Source organism: uncultured Hymenobacter sp., assembly GCF_964242765.1.
GTDB lineage: Bacteria > Bacteroidota > Bacteroidia > Cytophagales > Hymenobacteraceae > Hymenobacter.
This window is the reverse complement of the sequence record NZ_CAXTBM010000022.1, coordinates 24,278-45,269: the sequence shown is the minus strand read 5'-3', so window position 1 is coordinate 45,269 and position 20,992 is coordinate 24,278. Positions and strand designations below refer to the sequence as shown.

Here is a 20,992-nt window from a genome sequence, read left to right as displayed (position 1 = left end):
GATTCTATTTGCGGCCAGCGGCTGGCGTAACTTACTCGTTGATATCGGTGCGCCGCAGCTCGGTGCCGACGGTGCGGTAGAGATGAAAGATTTTAGTGCGCGCATCGTATTCCAGGCCCACGGCAGAGGCGCTGCTTTCGAAAGGCCGGCCACCGAGTAGGCGCCCTTGCCGGTCGTAGACGTAGGCCCGGCGCGGGCCCGGCTCGGTCAGGATGTACATGCGGCGGCCTCTGTCAAAATCAAAAAACTGCGCGGGCTTCACCCCTGAAGTCAGGAACTTCTGGCCGAGCAGGCGGCGGCCAGTTGGCTCGAACAAGTCGAGTTGGCCACCTTCTTCGCGGCTCACCACGTAGCCGCGTTGGCGCTGATCGGGAATAAGGCGAAACACGGAGTTACGGCTCCAGGTGGCCACGCGGGCCCGGCTTATCACATCGCCGGCCAAAGAGAAGGTAACCCGCTCGCCGTGCTGGCTAACCACCGTCAGATGGGTGCGGCTGAGCGTTGCGCCGATTTCGGCCAGAGCAGTGCTTTGCAGCCGCGCTCCCACGCTGATCGGGAAACCCGGATACACGCTTCCTTGCGGGTCGCAGGCATACACGTAGCCGTTTTCTAGGAGCACCACAATGATGTCGCGCCCCCCTACTACCAAGTAAAGCGGCGGCGCAGCCAAGTTGAAATCGAAGCGTTTGGGCTGCCAGCCGGGGTAAGCGTTGCCGTCGGTGTCGTAGAGAAACAGGTTGCCGCCGCCTCCGGCTATCAACAGGCGCGGTGCCCCATTGCCTGCCGGCGACACACTTAGCGCCGTAGCTTGCACCGAATCGGGTAGGTTGAGGGGGAAGTTGGACGCCGAGCGGCCGTTGGCATCAAGCAAGTGCAACTGCCCGGCCGTAGCCAGCAAATAGCTAGGCTGCCCCGCCACCACGCGCCGCTGCACCGTACCCACCACCGGCCCCGGCAACGAATCCGACCAAGCCACAACGTTTTCGGGCGTTACGTAGTGCAGCACCTGGGCCGAATCCTGCACCAGCACTCCTGCCCGCCCTGCGCCAGTCACCGCCACCAGTATCGGCGGGCCTTTTAGGGGCGTTTTGAAGGTAAGTGCTGCCCCGGAGGCGCTGGCTCCCTGCACTCGCGCTACGGCCGCCCCCGTCACGGGGCGGCGGAGCAACAGTTCTGTGAAGTATTGAGCATCCGCTTCGGTTTCGTCGCCGGTGGGCACAAACTGCAAGGCTACCTGAGGAAAGCGCTTAAACAACGCCTCGTTGCGCAGCAGCCCGGCCCGGCGCTCTTCAACCAAGCCCCGCAACAGCAGATTCCAGGCATTGCGGGTGTCCAGTAAAATGCGCAAACGGGCCAATGGCTGGGTTTCCTGCAAGAATCCAACTTGGGCCGGCGCCCGGGCCCATACCTCCCCCGCCGTTACGTCGGTTAGTAGCTGGCGCAGCGCCGCCGCATCTTGTCCGAAAACCAAATAATTACCAACTACCGCCACCACTGGCTGCCGAAATCCACTGAACAGCGGCCCCAATAAGCGCGCCGGTAGCTCGGACACGCCGGTGGCGTAAAACTGATACGGTCCTACCCGCTCGAAAGAGGGACTCGCGCCCACGGCTCGCCGCAGTTTTGCTAGCAGCAGCGCTTGTCTGGCGGGCTGTGGGCAGTACGCCAACGCTAGTCGCGTCGGGCTTACGCGCGCCGACGACTGCGTTAAGTAGCACAGAGCCACCTCTTGTTTGAAACCTGTTGTTAGGCTATCCAGCAGCGAATCAACACCCGGCGCCAACGTATCCGACGCCGAGGCGCGGCGCGCACCACGCAACACGTCGGCAGGTCCTACGCTTAGATGCACCAGCAAGGCCGTGCGCAAGCTGAGTATGTCGGCCATGCGCAGGCGCTGCGTGGGCTGGCCGCGGAGTTGCTCGTGCAAACTACCGCGGGTGGTTTCAGGGTTGGCAAAGCCGTTGAAAGCCACTTTGTTGCCGGTCAGCCTCATTTCCATCTGCCCTACGCTGGCCAAGCTGGTAAGGCTGCCTATATCGGAGAGCATCTCCCGCCGAAAAAATACGCCTAGCAACTGCGGCAGTCGGCGATAGTTGACGAGCAGCGTGGCATCCACGTCGCGGAGTCGAAAAAAATCGGTGTTCTGAAAATCGGCGGCTACGGTGGGCTGGGTCGGACCGGCCAGGCGGCGCACGACGGCTTCAATGAGCACCGGATTGGCGCTCAGCAGCAGGTGGTTGCGGTAGTTGAAGAAGGTGATGCCGCGGCCGGTACCCAGCTCACTCACTTCACTAAGAATAGTGCCCTCGTAGTCGCGCGTGGCCACCCGAAAGTGCGGATCGCGCGCAAGCGCGTCTGTCAGGCTGCGCACCTGCCGGTACTCCCGAATGCTGGTTACGGGTACCTGTAGCAGCACATCAAACTGGTTGGGACCGGTGACGTGCACCGAAGTCAGCACCTTTTTGCGGCCCAGAAACCGGCTTACTACGTCGCGGCTACCGGTGAGGCTGTCGATCAGGGCTACATTGTTTTGCAGGCTTTCGAAGTAGCGCACGGCCAGCAGATTGTCCCAGAGCTGGGTTTCCTTGAGGTGGCGCACCAGCATGGGATGGTCGCGGGTGGCCGCCACCAGCACGGCATCGTCGGGTACCAGCGCCCACGGATCAACGGGTACGGCGGCCACGGTGCGCCGGTAGTACACATAAGAGGCCAGAGCCGCCAGGAGCAACAGTGCGGTCAGAATAGCAAGCAGCTTCTTGGACATACGGCGAGACAGGGCGGCGAAAATAGCGTTTTGTTTGCTGGAACCGGGTTTCAAGCTGCACCCAGACCCAGGAGTTGTATCTATTCGATGTGAAAAGTGTATACGGCAATAGCTAACTTACTTGGTGTACCCTACACCCTGCCGCACTAGTACGAACGAGTTCCACTGCCGGGTGTCGTCGAGCTTGATAACCACAGTCCAGCGCATCCGGTTGCCAAGCCACGCTTCTGCTTTCTATCTAGTATATTTTGAGTGGCCTCCCTGATGCAGTCACTGCATTCTTCGTAAGAAAGCGGGTGCCTCCTGACCGCCGTCCAACGCTATGCCACGGTCCACGCTTTTGCTTGGTTGCACCAACAACATTTGACTTTAATGAGACGCAAAAACTTCTATCTCAAGCCGTTTTGTACAGTGTATTCGCTTCAAGAAAATGAAAACCAACTACCAGCAGCCTAATGCCGACGGTGTGGCTACCAGCCCAGCGGCTACCCTAGTATTGGCTGGCTTCCAGAGAAAAGCCTGGCGTTTTCTTTCGTTGCTGATCTTTCCTGGTCTTTCTTCCTGCTTCAGTTTGCGCGAACCCGAAACGCCCGACGCGGCCAGCGACTACCAGGCTCCAACTAATATCGAAATTCTGCTGGCCAACTTCACGGCGGCGGTCCAAACGCTCAACACCGTAAACTACGAGCGCAGCTTTAGCGGTCCGCAGTACCGCTTCGTGCCCGATCCTACGTCGGCGGGCACGGCCGCCACGCTTTTCACGAATTGGAGCGTCAGCGAGGAGCGCGACTACTTCAACAGTTTGCGCCGCCGCTCTGCTGCGCCGTCAAACCAACTTACGCTAACCACCCGGCCCTACCAGTTTTTCACCGCCGACTCGGCCGAAGTATCGGCACTCTACCAGTTGCGTATTGTGCAAACCGACACCGCTTTCCAATCAACGATGCTGGAAGGCAACATCCGGTTGCTGGTGCGCCGACGTAATAACGAATGGAAAATAGCTGGCTGGCGCGACCAACGCACCTCCAGCGCGCTTAGCTGGACCGACTTAAAAAAGTATTTCATTCGCAACTGACCAGCTAGCATGACCGATTGATTTTGCAACCAAGTAATATTTTAAAAATCTTATCTTTATTCGTGCCACCTACTGGCCCAGGCTGTTTCACTGCTTACGGCCTGCCTATGCTACTATTACTTTATGCCCCTGCTACCCCCATTCTTGTTCGTTAATCGCCGTTTTATAGGGCCGGGGCTGGCCGTAGGAGCTATACTGGTGGGCTGCAACCCCTTCGCCCCCGGCCTCGACGACGCGCCCACCGACCCCAACCAGCTCCTGGGAAACCCCGTCACGGTACGTGGCTTTTTCGATAGGTTCCGCAGCGCTTATCAGCTCCGTGACTCCACGCTCTACGGCCAGCTCCTAGACCGCCGTTTCAGCTTCACCTTCCGCGACTTTGCCGCCAACGTGGACCGCACCTGGAACCGCGACGTGGAAATTGCAACCACCTACAAGCTGTTCCGCGCCTCACGCACCACCAACTTGCAGTGGACTCAATATCTCCCCACCACCGACACGCTGTTCTCGGATACGCTGGTGTACGTTGACCGCGCTTTCCAGCTCAGCATCGAGCAAATTGATAACCAGCAATATGCCGGCTCTGGCTCAGCTCGCCTCGTGCTCGTCCGCAAGCAAAAAGGCGACCCGTGGCGCATGCGCAGCTGGTTCGACCGCAGCGAGTTTTAATGGGCTAGGCAATTTGCAAAGCCGTTACTCACCGAAAGAAATCCGCAGACGCTGGCAAAGGAAATTTCTAGTTCGCGAAATTACGCTTTCAACTTCAGCTACTGCGAAGACGAAAGCAAGACAACAAAGCACCGCCGGAATACGCCTGTTCGCCTAGAACAGGCTTTTCTTTTTCTATCTTCCGGCCTAAATCCTGATTCCTCTTCTATGTCCGAACAACAAGGCCACTTTCAGCGGGCCATAACACTTTTTGATGCTATCATGATTGTGACCGGTAGCATGATTGGCTCCGGCATTTTTATCGTTTCGGCCGACATTTCCCGGCAGGTGGGTTCAGCCGGTTGGCTGTTGGTCGTATGGGCAATCACAGGATTTATTACGTTGGCGGGGGCGGTTAGCTACGGCGAGTTAGCGGCCATGTTTCCGAAGGTGGGCGGGCAATACGTGTATCTGCGCGAGGCCTACAACAAGCTGGTTGCGTTTCTGTACGGCTGGTCGTTGTTTCTCGTGATTCAGACCGGCGTAATTGCGGCGGTGGCGGTGGCGTTTGCGCGGTTTGTGGGCGTGCTGCTTCCCTGGTTCAGTCAAACCCGCATATTGTTTAGCATCGGAGCGTTCAAGTTCAACTCCGTGCAACTACTGGCCATCATCATGCTAGTGGGTCTTACGTGGGTGAACTCACGCGGAGTGCGGGGCGGCAAGCTTATTTCCAACATCTTCGGCAGCACCAAGCTGGTAGCTTTGGCCCTGCTGATCCTCTTTGGCTTGGCGCTGGGCATCAATGACCAGGCCGTGAGTTTGAACTTCCAGGACATGTGGAAGGCGGCCAGCTTCTCGCCTACCGGCGAGTCGGTACCGCTTAGCGTTTGGGGGCTGATTGGCGCCATCGGCCTAGCCATGACGGGTTCGTTGTTTAGCTCGGACGCCTGGAACAACATCGGCTTTTCGGGCGACGAAATTGTACGCCCCGAGCGTACCATCGTGCTAAGCATGGCCATTGGCACAGGTATCGTTACGGCGCTCTACTTACTTATCAACCTCGTGTATCTACTGGTGCTGCCTCTGCACGGCGACCCCAACGCGGCGGCGACCGACGTCGTGAGCCGGGGCATCATGTACACCAACAACGACTTGGTGGCTACGGCCGTGGCGGAAAGCATTCTGGGCCGCGCCGGAGCGTACGTAATGGCCGTCCTGATTATGATTAGTACGTTCGGCGCCAACAACAGCATTATCCTCAGTGGGGCCCGGGCTTATTATGCCATGGCGAAAGACGGCTTGTTTTTCCCCGGCATGGCGCGGCTCAATAAAGCGGGTGTACCCGGCGTAGCCTTATGGGCGCAGTGTTTGTGGGCCTGCGGGCTGTGCCTGTCGGGTTCGTATGGGCAGTTGTTGAACTACGTAATGTTTTCGGTGATTCTATTCTACGTCATCACCATCATCGGCATCTTCATCTTGCGCCGCACTCGCCCCGACACGCCCCGGCCGTACCGCGCCCTCGGCTACCCCATAATACCGCTATTGTACGTGGTACTGGCCTCGGCTTTCTGCGTGGTATTGCTTGTGTCGCCCGCCACTGCCCGCGACTCAGGCATGGGTTTGCTACTCGTAGCGCTGGGAGTGCCAGCGTATTTTTTATTCGGCAAAGGCTTTGCCAACCCCAAATAAATCGGGTGGTAAGTTATACGCTCTAGCTGCTTATAGCGCTAAAGGCATTACGCTCATCACTGTCTTGTCAACAAAAAAGGCCGCGCTGGAAATTCAGCGCGGCCTTTTTACGAACTATAGCTTATCACTTAATTACGCCGCCGCTTACCGCCTTCGGTTGGCAACAGGGTTACGTTGACGGGCTGAGAACCGCGAGTATGTACTTCCTGGTCTTGGTAGCCACCGTAGCCGAATACCAGTTGATTGTCGCCGGCGGGGACTTCCAGGGCATAGATACCGTTAGCATCCGTGCCGGTACCTTTGCGCGAGCCTTTGAGCAGGACAGTGGCACCAGCCAGTGGCCGACCGTTTTCGTCGAGAATACGTCCCGACAGCGTATAAAAGGTAGGCGCAGTGGACGCCGCAACAGCAGGCGCAGCTTCTTCCACCACTTGCTCGGCTACTGGCTCCGCAGCCGGTAATTGCCGGCTGTCGAGGCTGGTTTCAACTATAGGCTGTGCTGTGCGCCGAGGAGTTGCTTTGGCAACAAGCAATTTTTCAGTTTCAGGAGTGGTGTCCTCTTGCGCGGCAGCTTCTTTTGCTTCTGCCGGAACTTCTTCTTTCGCTGGCTGGGCACCCGTAACACTAGCCTCACCAAGCATGACGGAAGGCATTACGCCATTAATAGCATTGCGGCCTCCGTCTTCGGGCAGGAAATAGCCAATTGTAGCTAGCAAAAAAATAACTCCTACTACAATGGCCAACCACTTATTGCCAGAGGACAGGGATTCTTCTTCCTCGCTGAGATAGGTGTTTTGATTGTCGGTTTTGGGCAGGGTAGAATTGTTGGGCATAGAAAAGAAGGTGAAATGAATGAGGGAATTTCGTTCAGCTAGCAGTATGCTTGGTAGTACAGAGAGTACGGGAAACGACCATAGAAATTAGCACTGGCTCCTAAAGATAGAATATTACTTTTCAGCTATCCTAACTTTACTAAACGCCGAGGTTCTATTGCTACCATATACTCGCATAAACACAATTTCAAATTGAGCTGATCCTACGTGGCCACAACGGAAACAGCTGCGGCACCCGGCGCTGATAAAGCTGATAAGCCTCACCGAACTGGCGCTTTAGTTTGCGTTCTTCTAGCTGCGCCCCAACCACTACATACGCTGCCGCGCAACCCACGAATATCAACCAAGGCACTGTGGGATAAAGCAATATCCAGCCTACAAGCAAAACTAGCATACCCAAGTAAAGCGGGTGCCGAACCACTGCATTTAAACCTGTAACGCGTAGCGGCCCGGCACCAGCACTGGAACCGTAACGCACATAACGCCAGCCAGCAAACTCACCCAAATCATATCCTCGCAGGGCTAGTATAGCCAGCACCAAGCCTGCTACCAACAACCCGCCACCCATACTTACAAATTCCACTTTATGCTTCCAAAGGGCAGTGGCTGGCAGCGTAGCCTGATACCGTAACACAGCCAAAAACAGCCACACGGATAGTTGATTGTAGGCGAGCCGGTAGAAGCGCACAGTGGCTGGCCAGCGCGCAAACACGGCAGCCTTCCACCGTGGAGCAGCCAACAGGCTGTGCACAGAATAATACAGAATCCAATAGGCCACAAGAAGCTCCAGCATAGCTGGCATAAACGAACAAGAGGCTACTTTCGGATTGCGTGATAATGCAAAAAGCCGACCTCCTGTATGGGAAGTCGGCTTTTTGCATTAAACACTTATGCGTTCTATCGCAAAACAGCGCGGTTAGTTAATCGTGTGCGGTGGTAGAGGGGCCGCTTGTCGTCTTGTCGCCAAACTCTTGGTGGCGAGTGCGCAAAGTGTGATCTAGCTCCACGCTGCCCTCCGACTCGAAGCCAGGACCCGATGAGGTTTCGCCGGAGTTGCTATGGTCGTTGCCGCCTTGCGGCTCCGTTTCACTGCCTCCAATGTGCAGGTTTTCGAGTTGGTCTTTTTGGTCGCTACGCTGCGTGTAGCCCTGAGCGCCGGTATTGCGTTGGGCCGAAGGGTCATTGGCTTCTTTGCCATTGCTCTGGTCGGCTTTGTACGCCTTTTCCTCTTCAAGCTGCTTGTTGTAAGGAGCGGGTTGATTATCGGTGATCTGGCTATTTTCTTTGTCCTCGTCGTTGACTTCGTCTTTGCCGAACAGTTTTTCGAATATCATGATCGTGAGAATTAAGGGTTAGGTGTTGCCTTGATTCTTACGAGTGGCTGGCGGTGAGGTTGTAAGGCACAGGAAATCAGCTGCACTCCAGCAATCGAATTTAGCGCGGGCGTCTGCTATTTCCGATCGTTCAGCGTCCAGTCGTAGGCGTAAAAATCGGTGGTGGCAGTGGCTGGAATACGCTTGGAGCCTCGGTACTGATTAATGTAAGCCAACGTAGACTTGCCAGTGGCTTTGAAATCCGCCTCGTACCACTTGAAAATTTCCGACACCAATACTTTTTTGCCGTTCGCATCAACCCGGATAAACTGCGGATCCTGCAACACCTTGCGGGCTTGGTCGGTGAGTTGGGCTTCGAGGGTGGCAGGCGCGTAGGCTTCGGCCCGTAGTCGGGGGCAGCCCCGCGCCCCGCACACCAACGCAAAATGAATGCGCGGATCGGCGTATACCTTGCGCAGTTTGTTGTTTTCCAGCTCGTTGAGCGTCAGCAATTCTCCAGCTATAGCATGCTCCTTTTTATCGAAAAAGCCGGGCATCTTCATCACTGACGCTAAGGGATACGCATCCACCACGGCTTTGATAACGGTTAGGTTGTAGGCATTCAAATAAAAGGATTTGCGTTCGGCGGGAGTTTTTCCATAAATATCAAAACTCTGCACTCGTTGTACTAGTGTTTGCAAGGTGGCGGCTTCCCGGTTAGCAGCGGTGTAGTTGACTTGTCCGTCGGGGGTCACTACTTTTTTCAGAAAGGCCGTAACGTCTTCATGAAATGGGCGCGGCGGGTTGCCCGCAACGGCTGGAAAGCTCGGCAACCACCCCAGTAGGAGCGTCCCCAGCAAGAAAGACACTAGGCAACTCACGGCGAGGCGGCGAGCAGCCAATAAGAAAGTCATAAGCAAATCAGTAAAAGAACAGGAAAGTAGAGCCCAGCACAACGCAACAGTAGGTAATATAAACCTAACGCCACTTACAAAATTAAAGCTCGGCGCTCAGTGGTAATTTCTGCCCAACTTTACGACAACTTGCTACCTACTGGGTTTTCTACCTCGTATATTTTTCACTTATGCATGTAGTTGTTATCGGTAATGGAATTACAGGCGTCACGGCGGCGGTTACGGTCCGGCGGCTGCGCCCCGACGCCCGCATCACGCTGGTATCCGACGAAACGACGCACCACTACTCGCGCACCGCGCTGATGTACTTGTATATGGGCCACTTGCGCTACCAGGATATCAAGCCGTTTGAAGACTGGTTTTGGACGGAAAACCGCCTGGAGTTGGTGCAGGCTACGGCCACCAACTTAAATACTACGCGCAAAGAGCTAAGCCTAAGCACAGACCAAACTCTATCCTACGACCAACTGTTGCTGGCCACTGGCTCGGTGAGCCGCTTCGCCGACTGGCCCGGCCAGCACTTGCGCGGCGTGCAAGGCCTCTACTCCTTGCCCGACCTCGAGCAGATGACCCGCGAGACGCACGGCATCCGGCAGGCAGTGGTGGTGGGCGGCGGGCTGATTGGCATAGAACTAGCCGAAATGCTCCACTCCAGAGGCATCCAAGTTACACTGCTGGTGCGCGACGACCGATACTGGGCTTCGGTATTGCCCAAGCCGGAAGCTGAACTTATCAACCTGCAATTACAAGCCCACAACATCAACGTCCGCTACCGCACCGAACTCGCCGAGCTTCTGCCCGATGGCGAGGGCCGGGTGCGCGCGGTGCGCACCACCGCTGGCGAGGAAATAGAAGCGCAGTGGGTAGGCTTGGCCACGGGCGTGAAACCCAACTTGGCCCTTGCCCAGGCGGCGGGCCTGGAAACCGACCGGGGAATTCTGGTGAGCGAGTTGCTCGAAACTAGTGCACCCGGCGTTTTTGCGGCCGGCGACTGTGCGCAACACCGCCAAGTTGGCACCCACGAAGTGCCGATAGAGCAGCTCTGGTACACTGGCCGGGCGCAGGGCGAAACCGTGGCGCACACCATTTGCGGGCAGCCTACTCCTTACCGGCGCGGCCCCTGGTTTAACTCGGCCAAGTTCTTCAACCTCGAATACCAGACCTATGGCCGCGTGCCCGCCGAACTTGTTGAAGGCGAAGAATCGTTTTATTGGCAACACCCCAATGCCCTGCACGCGCTGCGGATCAACTTCCAGCCCGCGGCGGGTTTTGCCGTGACGGGCATGAACACGATGGGGGTGCGGCAGCGCCACGAAGTATGGGAACAGTGGCTGCGCGCGAAGAAGCCCATACACGATGTGCTGCGGGAACTGGGGGCCGCCAATTTCGACCCGGAATTTTTTCGGCAACACGAGGCCGCTATTGTCGACCAGTTCAACAAGCAATTTCCGGGGCAGCCGGTTGTATTGCAGCGGCGCAAGGGGTTGGTTGCCCGTTTATTATCCGCATCTGGTACCTAAACGTGCGTCTTGTTGCTCGTTGCTAGCCTCATCGGAAGGTTGGCTCCACGACAAAAAGCTTGTTGTAAGCGTAGGTTAGATGCAGGACAGATTTTCTTAATGAACCACATGGATTTCAACAAACTATACCGGCCAAGCGCCCTCAACAGCTTTCAGTTCATTGCTGTCACGGGCCTGATCATGAGCGGCGCTGCCCATCTGATTTTGCATTACTTCACCCATAGCACGCCGGTGGGCTTCAACTGGCTCTACGTGTGCTGGTTGGCGTTGTATGCGGGGGGCACGCTGCTCAACTATTTCGGCAAACCCGATGAGCCCCATCATCACCATCACCACGATGACGACCATGACCATGACACCTAAGCTGTTGCCCTTCCGATGCAGGAGGAATCTGGGTGTACTAGTTGAACGCTTTTAACTCAGATTCCTTCTGCATCGCAAGGACAACAGCTTGAATGGATATGCTTTAATAAGTTTTAAGTAGACCACACTTACTGGTGCACCCAGTTTTGTGCACCTGTTATAAAGGAATGCTTTTTCATTGATTCATTATGCCCTCTCTCTCTCTTCCGCCGCCACCGCTGTCCGACACGTCGGCCATTGAAAAAATCTTACTTACGGTTATCGGGTTGGGACTACTGGCTCTTTCCACCGTAGCTTTTGATGCCGACGCAGAGCGGGCGCGACTAAGTATGTACGTAGCGCTGGCTCTTGTTAGCGGCGGAACGCTTGCTTGGGCTTGGTGGAAATTTGGGCGGGGTGATGCGGGCGTCAAGCAAGACAACCTGTGGTTGCGCAGCAGCACCGGCCGCGGCGCGGTGGCCTGGCTTACGGCCGTGGTGCTCACCGGCTTCTACGTGGTACTCTACTGGTTCAGCAGCCCCGACGACCAAGGTAACTTCGGTCCCTTCAACCAGTTAGTACACGCTCTGGACCCGTTCAGCGCATGGTTGCGTCACAAGCCCGCCGACCAATGGCTGCTCTACGGCACTTTTTACACCCTGGCGGTGCTGGTAATGGGGGGCCGGGCGCTGTGGAAGTATCGGCACTCGCCGTACCAGCGCATCCGCACGGTTTCGGTGATGTTCTTCCAGCTAGGCTTTGCCTTTCTGCTGCCTGGTTTGCTGCTGGCTTTTCAGAAGCCCGAGTACTATTTCAGTTATTTTTGGCCGCTGAAATACGACTACTTGTTTCCGGGCACGGTTGGCTACCTGCTGAAAGATGGCGGCCCCGGCCTCGGGGTGTTCATGGTGTTCTGGGGGGCGGTTATGTCGTTTGTGGGCACCCCCATCCTCACCTACTTCTACGGGAAACGCTGGTACTGCTCCTGGGTATGCGGCTGCGGCGGCCTGGCCGAAACGGCCGGCGACCCCTACCGCCATCTCTCCGACAAAAGCCGCACCGCCTGGCGCTGGGAAGTGCGCATCATCTACCCCATTCTGGTAATTATTGTGCTGCTCACCGCCATGCTGTGGCTGGCGGCCTCCGGCGCGGTACCGGCCTTGCAGCCCGTTGCCGAGCCCTTGTCCAAGGCCTACGGCTTTGCTATCGGCTCGGTGTTCTCGGGCGTAATTGGGGTGGGTTTCTACCCCTTGCTAGGCAACCGGGTGTGGTGCCGGTTTGGATGCCCGATGGCCGCGTATCTGGGGCTGTTGCAAAAGCACTTCTCCCGCTTCCGTATCACCACCAACGGTGCCCAGTGTATCTCGTGCGGCAACTGCTCGAACGTCTGCGAGATGGGCATTGACGTGAAGCAATACGCCCAGCGCGGTGAGCCCATCATCCGGGCCTCCTGCGTAGGCTGCGGTATGTGCAGCACCGCTTGCCCTCGTGGCGTGCTCAACCTTGAAAATGGCCCGCGGGAAGGCCGCTACCAAGCCTCATCCCTCATCCACGCGGATTCGTTGCGGATTTTGAGCTAGGGGGCGACGACTCTATGGTAAAGCTCAAGGGGCCCTTGGGTTTCAGCCACAGTTTGATGTCGGCGTAGGTGAGTTGATAATCGGAGTCCGGCTGCAAGGCTTCGATGAGGTGCGGGAAACCGAAATCGTAGTAGAGCACCAAACCAAACGAGGTAACGGCAAAGTCGTAGAGGCGAGGTTCGCCGGCTTGCAGCTCGACCGTGCTGGTGCTGTCGTTCCAGTACAGCCGATGCTTCACGTCGGCTAGCAAATTGGTGTCGGTTGCCAGCTGCGGATACTCTTCGGGCAGCGTACGCAAGTGCTCGGTTACGCGGCGGCTGATGGATTGCTGCCAGCGCTGCTGTAGGGCTAGCGTATCGGCCACCAAGTCGCGCACTGCCATAAGGCGGCCGGTGCGCAAGTCGAAAGTGGCATGGCGCTTCACGGTGGATGGGTACGCGCCACGATACTCGGAAGTGAATTCAACTGACAGCAAGCCGTGGTCATTATAAAGCACCTCGTAGCGGGACTCCGTGAAGTCGCTTTTCTTGCCCTCAAACTCGGTGTGCGCCTGCTCGATAGCCGTGCTGACGGTAAGCGGCTGCGGAACATCCTCCAGGTCTTCGCCCAGTGCCACATCAACCAGCCCAAGATTAACACGTGCGGCGGCGGCGGCATCTGGCAGTTGCACCTGCGGCACAATAAAGCGTCCTTTAACAGTGTCGCTCACACTCGTAACAATAGCCCTTTCAATTCGGGCAACCCCCGGCTTAGCAGTTGATTTCGATGCCTTCGCCTTGGTGGCTGGTCGCCGGACAGTGCCTTTGGAGGCTGGCTTCGGCGCCTGAGTGACTTTAGGCGAAACCGATGGTTGGGTTAAAGTAGGTAGAAGAGGATTAGGATTCTGCTGCTGTTGCGCCTGCGCAAGAGCGGCCATCAATAACAGCGCGGGCAGCAGCCCATGCAAATATGTATTAACCATAGAAGACGACAATCGCGCGAAACTGAGTGCAACTTACGGCTTGCCGCCCGAATGCTTGTCTGACCACGAAGAATTGCGCTCCGGCTGGGTGGCTGGCTGGTCGGGTAGGTACTGCTGTAAAGGCAGTTGCTGTACCCCGCCTCCCGCTCCTTCTCTACTCTGCGCGGCTGCCTGCGGCATTTTGCTACCCGCCGAGCTAGGCACGACAACACGGAGCGTATGCGGTTGACTACGGTACGAGTTGCCGGGTGCTAGCTGCGGCGGTTGCTGGGCAGTCACCCGCCCGGAAGACCGAGGCGGCAGCTTGAACTTTTCGCTTAGCCCTAACTGGCTCGGCGGGGCTGTTTGTGCCTGGACGAAACTCGGTGTAGCCAGCAAGAACAAGGAAAGCAGAAGAGTTTTCATTGATTTATTTCTAATTGCTTAGGGATAACACTCGCCTTTTCTATTGACTTGCTTGACCGCAAGAAGGTTGCATAACGAGTTCATTGCCAAGCAGTAGCGCACACCCTACAAACAACGACAGCCCTACCGCACAAACGCCAACAGCGCCGCCAGAAATTGCGGAGTGGCTTCCAAGTGCGGAATATGCCCAACGCCTGGCAGAGGCACTAGCTTTGCCCCCTTTATTTGGGCGGCCGTGCGCTGGCCTAGCGCCGGATACTGCCCCATACCAGCCAGTACCTTCGGGTTTTTGATGAGGCCCTTGCCTACCACTGTCCGGTCGTCTTGCCCAATAATCAGCAACGTGGGCGTGGCAATAGCACCGAACTCGTAGCTCACGGGCTGCTGATAAATCATGTCGAAGGTGAGGGCGTTGGCGCGGGCTACTTTCGGGAAATCGGGGTGGCGGGTTTGGGCCGCTAGCGGCAACAGCCACTCATCATGGGTTTTGGGGTACCCTTTGGGATAATAAGTGGCGTGGTATTTTCGGATGCTCTCCTCAGTGCTTTTTCGCTCGGTGGCTTCAGCCTCATCAACGGTTTGGAACGGCACGCCCACGCGGTAGTCTTCCAAACCAATAGGGTTTTCAAGCACCAGCTTCTCGGTAGCGGCGGGATAAAGCAGCGCGAACCGCGTCGCAAGCATACCGCCCATACTGTGCCCGACAATGGTGGCTTTCTGGATTCCTAGCGTATCGAGCAGGTGCTTGGTGTTGTGGGCTAGCTGGTGAAAGGAATAGTGAATGTCGGGCTTATCGGACTTGCCAAAGCCAACTTGGTCGGGTACCACCACGCGGAAACCGGCCGCCGCCAGCGCCTGGATGGTTTCGCGCCAGTACGCCCCAAAAAAGTTTTTGCCGTGCAGCAACACCACCGTACGGCCGTTGGCTTTGGCACTGGCGGGCACGTCCATGTACGCCATTCGAATGCGCTGGCCTTCCAGCGTAAGCGGCAGAGTACGCACCGGAAACGGGTACTCGTATCCGTCGAGGGTGGCGCTAAGAGAGGGGGGCGCGGTTTGGGCTACGCTTAGCGTGGCAGAAAACAGGGCGAAGAAAAGCAACAGCAACTGGCGGCAGCAACGCATAAAAACAATCGACATGAATTTCAATTCTCAGCTTACGCAAACCCGGTGGTTTTGGTGGTTCGGCCAAATTTGTGGCTGGACGTGTCGTCTTTCGGATAGCAGTACAAGGCAATGGCGCGCCGCACCCGTTGACCAACCAAGTGAAACGCTTCACCGATGGTTTTCAGAATGAAATCGGGGGCAGTGTCACTAAGCTAGAGCATCAAGGACACCGTTTAGGTTGAAACCACAAGAGTAGCGTGTGAGGTCAGAAGTTGAGTGAGTAAGATTTTATGGCCCTAGAAACCGCATCTTTGCACTCTCCCAACGCTTGTTGGAGGACGGAACAGGCGCGCAACAACCCAATTCAGTTACATAGAAACCGATGGAATGCCTTTGATTGATGTTATTATCCCGGCCTATAACGAGGAGCAGTCAATTGGGAAGGTGCTGGCGGAAATTCCGGCTGGGTTGGTGCGCGAAGTCATCGTCGTTGATAACAACTCCTCGGACCAGACCGGCGCGGTAGCACGCGCCGCGGGGGCCACCGTATTGCGCGAGCCCCGGCCGGGCTATGGCCACGCCTGTTTAGCCGGCATGGCGCGCTGCTATGCCCGCCCCGCCGCCGAGCAGCCCGAAATCATTGTCTTCCTCGATGGCGACCATTCCGATTATCCCGAGGAATTACCGCTGCTGCTGGCCCCTATTCTGCGCGGCGAAGCGGACATGGTGATTGGCTCACGGGCTTTGGGAGAGCGGGAGGCCGGCTCCATGATGCCTCAGCAGATCTTTGGCAACTGGCTGGCCACTACTTTATTGCGGCGTCTCTACGGAGCCAGCTTCACCGATCTAGGCCCCTTCCGAGCCATCAGAACATCGGCCCTCACGCGCATTGGCATGCAGGATACCACGTACGGCTGGACCGTGGAGATGCAGCTTAAAGCGGCCAAGCTCAAGATTCCCAGCACCGAAGTGGCCGTGCGCTACCGCCGCCGCATCGGCACGAGCAAGGTATCGGGTACGGTGCGCGGCACGTTGGGCGCCGGCTACAAGATCCTTTGGACTATTTTCCGGTATTTATGAGTAGCGTACCGCGTGCTCAAAGGTTATTCCAAGAGGAGCTGTCATTCCGTTGAGTTGGCACTTTATACCTTTGGCATGACGTTCTTTGTGTTCTTTTATTTCCTGCATGCTTTTTCTTGAAGTCACGCTGCTGGTGCTTTATGGGCTGTGTCTGGCTTTTATTCTGGGCTTCAGTGTCACGCAGTTTCAGCTGACCCAACTGGCCCGCCGGGCCTACGCACGCGGACTACCAACTGAGCCACCCGCGCCGGCTCCTTGGCCCCGCGTGGCAGTGCAGCTTCCTATCTACAACGAAGTGTTTGTGGTGGAACGCCTACTCGACGCTTGCGCCACCCTCGACTACCCCGCCGATAAGCTCCACCTGCAAGTCCTCGACGATTCCACCGACGAAACCGTGGGACTCGTGGCGGCGCGCGTTGCTCACTACCGGGCCCGCGGCCTGCGCATCGACCATGTGCGCCGCACCGACCGGCAGGGCTTCAAAGCCGGTGCCCTACGCCACGGCCTGGAGCTTACCAACGGCGAGTTCATAGCCATTTTCGATGCCGATTTCGTGCCCAAGCCGGACTTTCTGCGCCGGACCATCCCCTACTTTGATGCTCCCGACGTGGGCGTGGTGCAAACCCGCTGGGGCCACCTCAACGAATACTATTCCATCCTAACGCAGTTACAGGCCTTTGGCTTGAACGCCCACTTCTACCTCGAGCAAGTAGGCCGGACCAGCGGCGGATACTTTATCAACTTCAACGGTACGGGCGGCGTGTGGCGACGCTCCTGCATCGAGGATGCCGGCGGTTGGCACACCGATACGCTCACCGAAGACCTGGACCTGAGCTACCGCGCCCAACTCCGTGGCTGGCGCTTCCGCTACCTGCCCCAAGTGGTAGCCCCAGCCGAGTTGCCCGCCGCCATGGACGCCCTCAAGTCGCAACAGTTCCGCTGGACCAAGGGGGCCGCCGAAACGGCTCGTAAGCACCTGGGCACGGTGTTGCGCTCCAACCAAACCGCCGCTACCAAGCTGCACGCGGCGTTTCACTTGCTGAACAGTACCGTGTTCGTGGCTATTCTGCTGATGGCGCTGATAAGCGTGCCGTTGGTGTATGTGCGCGTCGATTTGCCGCAGCTCAAGCCTTTGCTACAACTATCGTCGGTGTTTCTGCTGGCCTTCGTTCCCCTTATTCACTACTACCACACGAGTTGGCGCCTCGATAAGCCAAAGGCTCCGGGTTGGCGGTTTGTCCCTAAGTTTTTGCTGTTCATGTCGATGTCGATGGGGCTGACGCTGCACAATGCGCGGGCAGTGCTGCTGGGCTGGCTCGGCAAACAGTCGGCCTTCGTCCGAACCCCCAAGCTCGGGCTGGTAAACCGGCAAGGTACCTGGCGGGGCCGGCGCTACCGCACTGGGTCCCTCCTCGACGGCCTGACCATTTCGGAGGGGGTGCTGACGCTGTATTTTGCTTTTGGCATCGGGGCCGGCCTTTATTTGAATGACTGGGGCTTGATTCCCTTCCACTTGATGCTAACCGTTGGCTACGGCCTAACTTTCTACTATTCTATGCGGCACCGTAAGTGAACGGTGGCTGCTATCCGTTAGGCAGGCCGCTACTAGTTGCCCACAGCGCACTGCTCATTGCCGGCCTGTTTATCTTAGCTTTTCTCTGCCCTTGCTTATTCGGTCTACTTTCCGCCCCGTTCACTTGCTCGCCCTGCTTCTTTCGGGGTTGGCGTACGGGGCGCTGGCGTATGCCACTCCCAGGGCAGAATTCAAGCAATTGCTGGCGTTACTGGCGGTTGCGTTTGGCTTGTACGCCTATTTGCTTGGGACGCACCTCCCGTTGCGGGCGGGGCTGGTAGCGGCGCTACTGCTGCGCCTACTCTGGCTCCCCGTCCTCCCCAATCTCTCCGACGACTACCACCGTTTCCGCTGGGACGGATTGCTGACAGCCCACGGCCTCAACCCCTTCCAATACCGCCCCGATGAGCTGGTTTCCAACTCAGTCAAAGCAAGCGTTGATCCGTCGGATTCCACCATTCTTCAACAGTCAACATTTCGCCAACAACTTCCGGCAAAGGTCAATCACCAACTAGCCACACTGTACCCAAAGCTGAACTCGCCGCACTACTACTCGGTGTATCCGCCGGTGTGCCAAGCGGCGTTCGGATTAGCGTCGGGCCTGTTCCCTACCACTGAACTAGGAGCGGTTCTGGTACTGCGGTTGGTGGTGTTGCTAGCAGAAGCAGGCACCGCCGCGCTGTTGCTGGCGTTGCTGCGCGCATTTGGGCAGCCAGCACATCGGGCGTTGTGGTACCTACTCAATCCGCTGGTAGTGGTGGAGCTGACCGGCAATCTGCACTTCGAAGCCCTGATGATTTGCTTTGGGCTGCTGGCCTTGTGGCTGCTTGTGCGGGGCCAACGGAACTGGTCGGCGGGGGCATTGGGATTGGCGGTGGGCACCAAACTGCTGCCACTGCTTATGCTGCCGCTACTGATACGGCGGCTGGGCTGGCAGCAGTTCTTGCGCTATTCGGCGGTGGCAGGCTTTGTTGTACTTATACTTTTTTTGCCTTTCATTTCGCTTGATTTACTGCGTAATATCAACCGCAGCCTCACGCTTTACTTTAGCAAGTTCGAGTTCAATGCCAGCGTGTATTACGTACTCCGCTCCATCGGCTATCACCTTACGGGCTACAACGAAATTGCTCTTATCGGGCCGGGCTTAGCGCGGGCTACGGCGGTGCTGGCTCTGTGGCTGGCGTGGCGGGAGAAGCCTGTTATCTGGGAGACCTTGCCCCGCACGCTGCTCTTCACGCTCACCATCTACTACTTGTTTGCCATCGTGGTGCATCCTTGGTATCTGGCCCCGCTGGTAGCCCTGAGCGTGTTCACCAGCTACCGTTACGCACTAGTCTGGTCGGGCATGGTTGGGCTGTCCTACGCCGCGTATCAAACCAGCGCCTACCTCGAAAACCTGTGGCTGCTGGCGCTAGAGTACCTCACGGTGCTGGCGGTGCTGGCTTGGGAGTTGCGGCGAAATGCCCGGAGCGCTTAACACTTAGGGTTTGGGGGTCAGTTAACTGCTTAACTGATACCGAGGCACGAAGCACTGTCCTTAGTTAGCCGGCACTGAACCGGTAGTAGGATGGGTCCAGTAGGCGTAGCGACTAACTTTCCTGAGCGTCAGCTGGCGGCCGTCCCAGGTGGTTTGGCGCAACAGCAGGTTAGGATATTGCTTGGCAAACCAATACCGGCTCGTCTTTTTCGGACCCAGTTGTACCCGCACTAGCCAGGCCGGCTCTGGCGTATCGGCAGCGGGGGCTTCCTGCACTTTGATTTCCGCATCGTAATACGTGGGAGGTGCGGCTTTGCTGGTTTGTTGCAACTCGCAGAGGGTAGCCTGAAAAGTGGGGAGCGTTGCAAAGCGCAAACTGCGCAACGTGTAGGGCAACGCATCTTCAAACAACAGGTCGCGGCGTAGGTTGCGCTGGCCGGCTCCCTGCGTGTCCCAGTAGGAGTTATAAGTTTGCACGTACTGCAAACCGTCGTCCTGAAATGCTTTGAACGTATTGCCGCACCACTCCTGCGACGAGTTCGTGAGCTTGTAGACACTCACCGGGTTATCACGGCGAAAAAACAGAGACGTAAGGAAATGATAGGGATACTGGTCGGTGGGAATACGGCAGAACTGGTTCACCTTCATCACCGGAAACAAGTCGGCACGCTGGTAGTCGTCGGTCTTGACCTTGTACTGGGCGTTGAATTCCTCTTTCACCGTAAGTTGCACGTATTCGAAGCGTCGCACTTTGTCGTACACAACCCGCTTGGCGTCGTAGAGCGCCACTTCCGCCAAGCCATCTTCCCACAGCTTGTTCATGGCCCACAAACGCTCGAAATAAGGATCTAAGCGCCGCAAAGCGTTAAGTGAATTCTCGGCCTGCAACCCGGTTGTGGCCGATGGGCCCGGCTTGGTGGTCGGGTCCGGTGATGAGCAGCCATTTACACCCAGGCCTACTATCAACCCTACACCTAGCAGCCAAAACTCAACGAGACAACGCATAACACAAAGTTGGAAAGTGACGCCTAAGTAAGTTGAAAGCAAGCAAACACGCTTCCGCTATGCTTTATCTGCCTTACTGCTTGCCCGCCACGCTTGCAAGTCATTGGCATCGTCGACATCGCGCAGGGTTGGCAACTGCGCTACTTCAAGGCCAAGCCGGTCGGCATCCGCTAGCGTATGGGCCAGAACTGAATCGGTGCTCCAACTTTTATTGCTAAACAAATCGGTATATAACTCTCTCATCCCTAACAAGTAATACCCACCATCCTCAGCCGGCCCTATAACTACTTCATGGGTTGCCAGCAACGTGTAGGCCTGCGTTAGAAGTTCGGTTGTTAGACCAGGGCAATCAGTGCCGATGATGAGGGCACTGGTGGTACCAGCCGCAAAAGCATGGGCAAAGGCCGTCTGCATCTTCTGTCCCAAGTCGCCTGGCAACTGGTGCAGTTGCTCGTAGCTGTTCCATGCTTCGGGGAAAGCAACGGGAGCAGCGAGAGGCTCGGCTAGCCACAGCGTTTTGTGCGCGGCTATCTCGGCGGTAACGGTGAAGGTGTGGTGCAGCAGTTCCTGGTACACGGCCAGCGCGGCTTCGTCGCCGATACCCGCCGCCAGCCGCGTTTTCACCCGCCCCAGCTCCGGATACCGGGCGAATATCAGCAGATGGGCCAAACTGCCCTTGTCGTTAATGGGTGCGGGTGCTGTCATG

At 57.1% G+C, this 20,992-nt stretch carries 19 protein-coding genes; 9 read left to right on the top strand and 10 right to left on the bottom strand.

Features of this window, described 5'->3' with window-relative positions; translation table 11 throughout:
- Nucleotides 1-31: 31 nt before the first annotated feature.
- Nucleotides 32-2,764: a hypothetical protein gene (locus ACFE7X_RS11510; RefSeq protein WP_375435814.1), complete on the bottom strand. Its 2,733-nt coding sequence runs from the start codon at nucleotides 2,762-2,764 to the stop codon at nucleotides 32-34.
- A gap of 430 nt (nucleotides 2,765-3,194) precedes the next feature.
- Here ACFE7X_RS11510 and ACFE7X_RS11505 point away from each other — a divergent pair, with 430 nt between their 5' ends.
- From ACFE7X_RS11505 to ACFE7X_RS11495, 3 genes are all read left to right on the top strand, one after another.
- On the top strand, nucleotides 3,195-3,839 hold the full coding sequence (locus tag ACFE7X_RS11505; RefSeq protein ID WP_375435813.1) for a hypothetical protein: 645 nt from the start codon (nucleotides 3,195-3,197) through the stop codon (nucleotides 3,837-3,839).
- Between the two features lie 123 nt (nucleotides 3,840-3,962).
- Nucleotides 3,963-4,508: a hypothetical protein gene (locus ACFE7X_RS11500; protein ID WP_375435812.1), complete on the top strand. Its 546-nt coding sequence runs from the start codon at nucleotides 3,963-3,965 to the stop codon at nucleotides 4,506-4,508.
- 207 nt (nucleotides 4,509-4,715) lie between these two features.
- Nucleotides 4,716-6,176: an APC family permease gene (locus tag ACFE7X_RS11495; RefSeq protein WP_375435811.1), complete on the top strand. Its 1,461-nt coding sequence runs from the start codon at nucleotides 4,716-4,718 to the stop codon at nucleotides 6,174-6,176.
- Between the two features lie 128 nt (nucleotides 6,177-6,304).
- Here ACFE7X_RS11495 and ACFE7X_RS11490 read toward each other — a convergent pair whose 3' ends face one another.
- The 4 genes from ACFE7X_RS11490 to ACFE7X_RS11475 form a co-directional block, all read right to left on the bottom strand.
- Nucleotides 6,305-7,009 (bottom strand): carboxypeptidase-like regulatory domain-containing protein, encoded by a 705-nt coding sequence (locus ACFE7X_RS11490; RefSeq protein WP_375435810.1) that lies wholly within the window; start codon nucleotides 7,007-7,009, stop codon nucleotides 6,305-6,307.
- Between the two features lie 187 nt (nucleotides 7,010-7,196).
- Nucleotides 7,197-7,802 (bottom strand): methyltransferase family protein, encoded by a 606-nt coding sequence (locus ACFE7X_RS11485; RefSeq protein WP_375435809.1) that lies wholly within the window; start codon nucleotides 7,800-7,802, stop codon nucleotides 7,197-7,199.
- A 127-nt stretch (nucleotides 7,803-7,929) separates the two neighbouring features.
- Nucleotides 7,930-8,343, bottom strand: a complete 414-nt coding sequence (locus tag ACFE7X_RS11480; RefSeq protein ID WP_375435808.1) for a hypothetical protein — start codon at nucleotides 8,341-8,343, stop codon at nucleotides 7,930-7,932.
- Between the two features lie 116 nt (nucleotides 8,344-8,459).
- Nucleotides 8,460-9,236: a DUF547 domain-containing protein gene (locus tag ACFE7X_RS11475; protein WP_375435807.1), complete on the bottom strand. Its 777-nt coding sequence runs from the start codon at nucleotides 9,234-9,236 to the stop codon at nucleotides 8,460-8,462.
- Nucleotides 9,237-9,406: 170 nt separating this feature from the next.
- On the opposite strand from ACFE7X_RS11475, the gene ACFE7X_RS11470 reads away from it, so the two are divergent.
- The 3 genes from ACFE7X_RS11470 (at nucleotide 9,407) to ACFE7X_RS11460 (ending at nucleotide 12,678) form a co-directional block, all read left to right on the top strand.
- Nucleotides 9,407-10,756 carry an NAD(P)/FAD-dependent oxidoreductase gene (locus ACFE7X_RS11470; protein ID WP_375435806.1) on the top strand — a complete coding sequence of 450 codons (1,350 nt, stop codon included), beginning with the start codon at nucleotides 9,407-9,409 and terminating at the stop codon, nucleotides 10,754-10,756.
- A gap of 108 nt (nucleotides 10,757-10,864) precedes the next feature.
- A complete protein-coding gene (locus ACFE7X_RS11465; RefSeq protein WP_375435805.1) occupies nucleotides 10,865-11,119 on the top strand; it encodes a hypothetical protein in 255 nt (84 codons plus the stop codon).
- A gap of 188 nt (nucleotides 11,120-11,307) precedes the next feature.
- Nucleotides 11,308-12,678, top strand: coding sequence for a 4Fe-4S binding protein (locus tag ACFE7X_RS11460; protein WP_375435804.1), 1,371 nt, complete (start codon nucleotides 11,308-11,310; stop codon nucleotides 12,676-12,678).
- Here ACFE7X_RS11460 and ACFE7X_RS11455 read toward each other — a convergent pair.
- The 3 genes from ACFE7X_RS11455 to ACFE7X_RS11445 form a co-directional block, all read right to left on the bottom strand.
- Nucleotides 12,644-13,639 carry a hypothetical protein gene (locus tag ACFE7X_RS11455; RefSeq protein WP_375435803.1) on the bottom strand — a complete coding sequence of 332 codons (996 nt, stop codon included), beginning with the start codon at nucleotides 13,637-13,639 and terminating at the stop codon, nucleotides 12,644-12,646. The two genes, ACFE7X_RS11460 and ACFE7X_RS11455, sit on opposite strands and share 35 nt — an antisense overlap.
- 33 nt (nucleotides 13,640-13,672) lie before the next feature.
- Nucleotides 13,673-14,044, bottom strand: a complete 372-nt coding sequence (locus tag ACFE7X_RS11450) for a hypothetical protein (protein ID WP_375435802.1) — start codon at nucleotides 14,042-14,044, stop codon at nucleotides 13,673-13,675.
- A gap of 123 nt (nucleotides 14,045-14,167) precedes the next feature.
- Nucleotides 14,168-15,184, bottom strand: coding sequence for an alpha/beta fold hydrolase (locus tag ACFE7X_RS11445; protein WP_375435801.1), 1,017 nt, complete (start codon nucleotides 15,182-15,184; stop codon nucleotides 14,168-14,170).
- A gap of 354 nt (nucleotides 15,185-15,538) precedes the next feature.
- Between ACFE7X_RS11445 and ACFE7X_RS11440 the strand changes: the two genes are divergently transcribed.
- The 3 genes from ACFE7X_RS11440 (at nucleotide 15,539) to ACFE7X_RS11430 (ending at nucleotide 19,281) form a co-directional block, all read left to right on the top strand.
- Entirely contained in the window at nucleotides 15,539-16,231 is a 693-nt protein-coding gene (locus ACFE7X_RS11440; RefSeq protein WP_375435800.1) for a glycosyltransferase family 2 protein, read from the top strand.
- A gap of 106 nt (nucleotides 16,232-16,337) precedes the next feature.
- Nucleotides 16,338-17,804 (top strand): glycosyltransferase, encoded by a 1,467-nt coding sequence (locus tag ACFE7X_RS11435; RefSeq protein WP_375435799.1) that lies wholly within the window; start codon nucleotides 16,338-16,340, stop codon nucleotides 17,802-17,804.
- 91 nt (nucleotides 17,805-17,895) lie between these two features.
- Nucleotides 17,896-19,281, top strand: coding sequence for a hypothetical protein (locus ACFE7X_RS11430; protein WP_375435798.1), 1,386 nt, complete (start codon nucleotides 17,896-17,898; stop codon nucleotides 19,279-19,281).
- 60 nt (nucleotides 19,282-19,341) lie between these two features.
- On the opposite strand, the gene ACFE7X_RS11425 is transcribed toward ACFE7X_RS11430, so the two are convergent.
- Together ACFE7X_RS11425 and ACFE7X_RS11420 are read right to left on the bottom strand one after the other, a co-directional pair.
- A complete protein-coding gene (locus tag ACFE7X_RS11425; protein ID WP_375435797.1) occupies nucleotides 19,342-20,286 on the bottom strand; it encodes a hypothetical protein in 945 nt (314 codons plus the stop codon).
- Nucleotides 20,287-20,343: 57 nt separating this feature from the next.
- Nucleotides 20,344-20,991: a TIGR04282 family arsenosugar biosynthesis glycosyltransferase gene (locus ACFE7X_RS11420; RefSeq protein WP_375435796.1), complete on the bottom strand. Its 648-nt coding sequence runs from the start codon at nucleotides 20,989-20,991 to the stop codon at nucleotides 20,344-20,346.
- Nucleotide 20,992: the final 1 nt, after the last annotated feature.

What these genes read in the sequence shown, in the direction of transcription:
- ACFE7X_RS11510 (WP_375435814.1), bottom strand. Translation starts at nt 2,764, where the DNA reads ATGTCCAAGAAGCTGCTTGCTATTCTGACCGCACTGTTGCTCCTGGCG.
- ACFE7X_RS11505 (WP_375435813.1), top strand. Translation starts at nt 3,195, where the DNA reads ATGAAAACCAACTACCAGCAGCCTAATGCCGACGGTGTGGCTACCAGC.
- ACFE7X_RS11500 (WP_375435812.1), top strand. Translation starts at nt 3,963, where the DNA reads ATGCCCCTGCTACCCCCATTCTTGTTCGTTAATCGCCGTTTTATAGGG.
- ACFE7X_RS11495 (WP_375435811.1), top strand. Translation starts at nt 4,716, where the DNA reads ATGTCCGAACAACAAGGCCACTTTCAGCGGGCCATAACACTTTTTGAT.
- ACFE7X_RS11490 (WP_375435810.1), bottom strand. Translation starts at nt 7,009, where the DNA reads ATGCCCAACAATTCTACCCTGCCCAAAACCGACAATCAAAACACCTAT.
- ACFE7X_RS11485 (WP_375435809.1), bottom strand. Translation starts at nt 7,802, where the DNA reads ATGCTGGAGCTTCTTGTGGCCTATTGGATTCTGTATTATTCTGTGCAC.
- ACFE7X_RS11480 (WP_375435808.1), bottom strand. Translation starts at nt 8,343, where the DNA reads ATGATATTCGAAAAACTGTTCGGCAAAGACGAAGTCAACGACGAGGAC.
- ACFE7X_RS11475 (WP_375435807.1), bottom strand. Translation starts at nt 9,236, where the DNA reads ATGACTTTCTTATTGGCTGCTCGCCGCCTCGCCGTGAGTTGCCTAGTG.
- ACFE7X_RS11470 (WP_375435806.1), top strand. Translation starts at nt 9,407, where the DNA reads ATGCATGTAGTTGTTATCGGTAATGGAATTACAGGCGTCACGGCGGCG.
- ACFE7X_RS11465 (WP_375435805.1), top strand. Translation starts at nt 10,865, where the DNA reads ATGGATTTCAACAAACTATACCGGCCAAGCGCCCTCAACAGCTTTCAG.
- ACFE7X_RS11460 (WP_375435804.1), top strand. Translation starts at nt 11,308, where the DNA reads ATGCCCTCTCTCTCTCTTCCGCCGCCACCGCTGTCCGACACGTCGGCC.
- ACFE7X_RS11455 (WP_375435803.1), bottom strand. Translation starts at nt 13,639, where the DNA reads ATGGTTAATACATATTTGCATGGGCTGCTGCCCGCGCTGTTATTGATG.
- ACFE7X_RS11450 (WP_375435802.1), bottom strand. Translation starts at nt 14,044, where the DNA reads ATGAAAACTCTTCTGCTTTCCTTGTTCTTGCTGGCTACACCGAGTTTC.
- ACFE7X_RS11445 (WP_375435801.1), bottom strand. Translation starts at nt 15,184, where the DNA reads ATGTCGATTGTTTTTATGCGTTGCTGCCGCCAGTTGCTGTTGCTTTTC.
- ACFE7X_RS11440 (WP_375435800.1), top strand. Translation starts at nt 15,539, where the DNA reads ATGCCTTTGATTGATGTTATTATCCCGGCCTATAACGAGGAGCAGTCA.
- ACFE7X_RS11435 (WP_375435799.1), top strand. Translation starts at nt 16,338, where the DNA reads ATGCTTTTTCTTGAAGTCACGCTGCTGGTGCTTTATGGGCTGTGTCTG.
- ACFE7X_RS11425 (WP_375435797.1), bottom strand. Translation starts at nt 20,286, where the DNA reads ATGCGTTGTCTCGTTGAGTTTTGGCTGCTAGGTGTAGGGTTGATAGTA.
- ACFE7X_RS11420 (WP_375435796.1), bottom strand. Translation starts at nt 20,991, where the DNA reads ATGACAGCACCCGCACCCATTAACGACAAGGGCAGTTTGGCCCATCTG.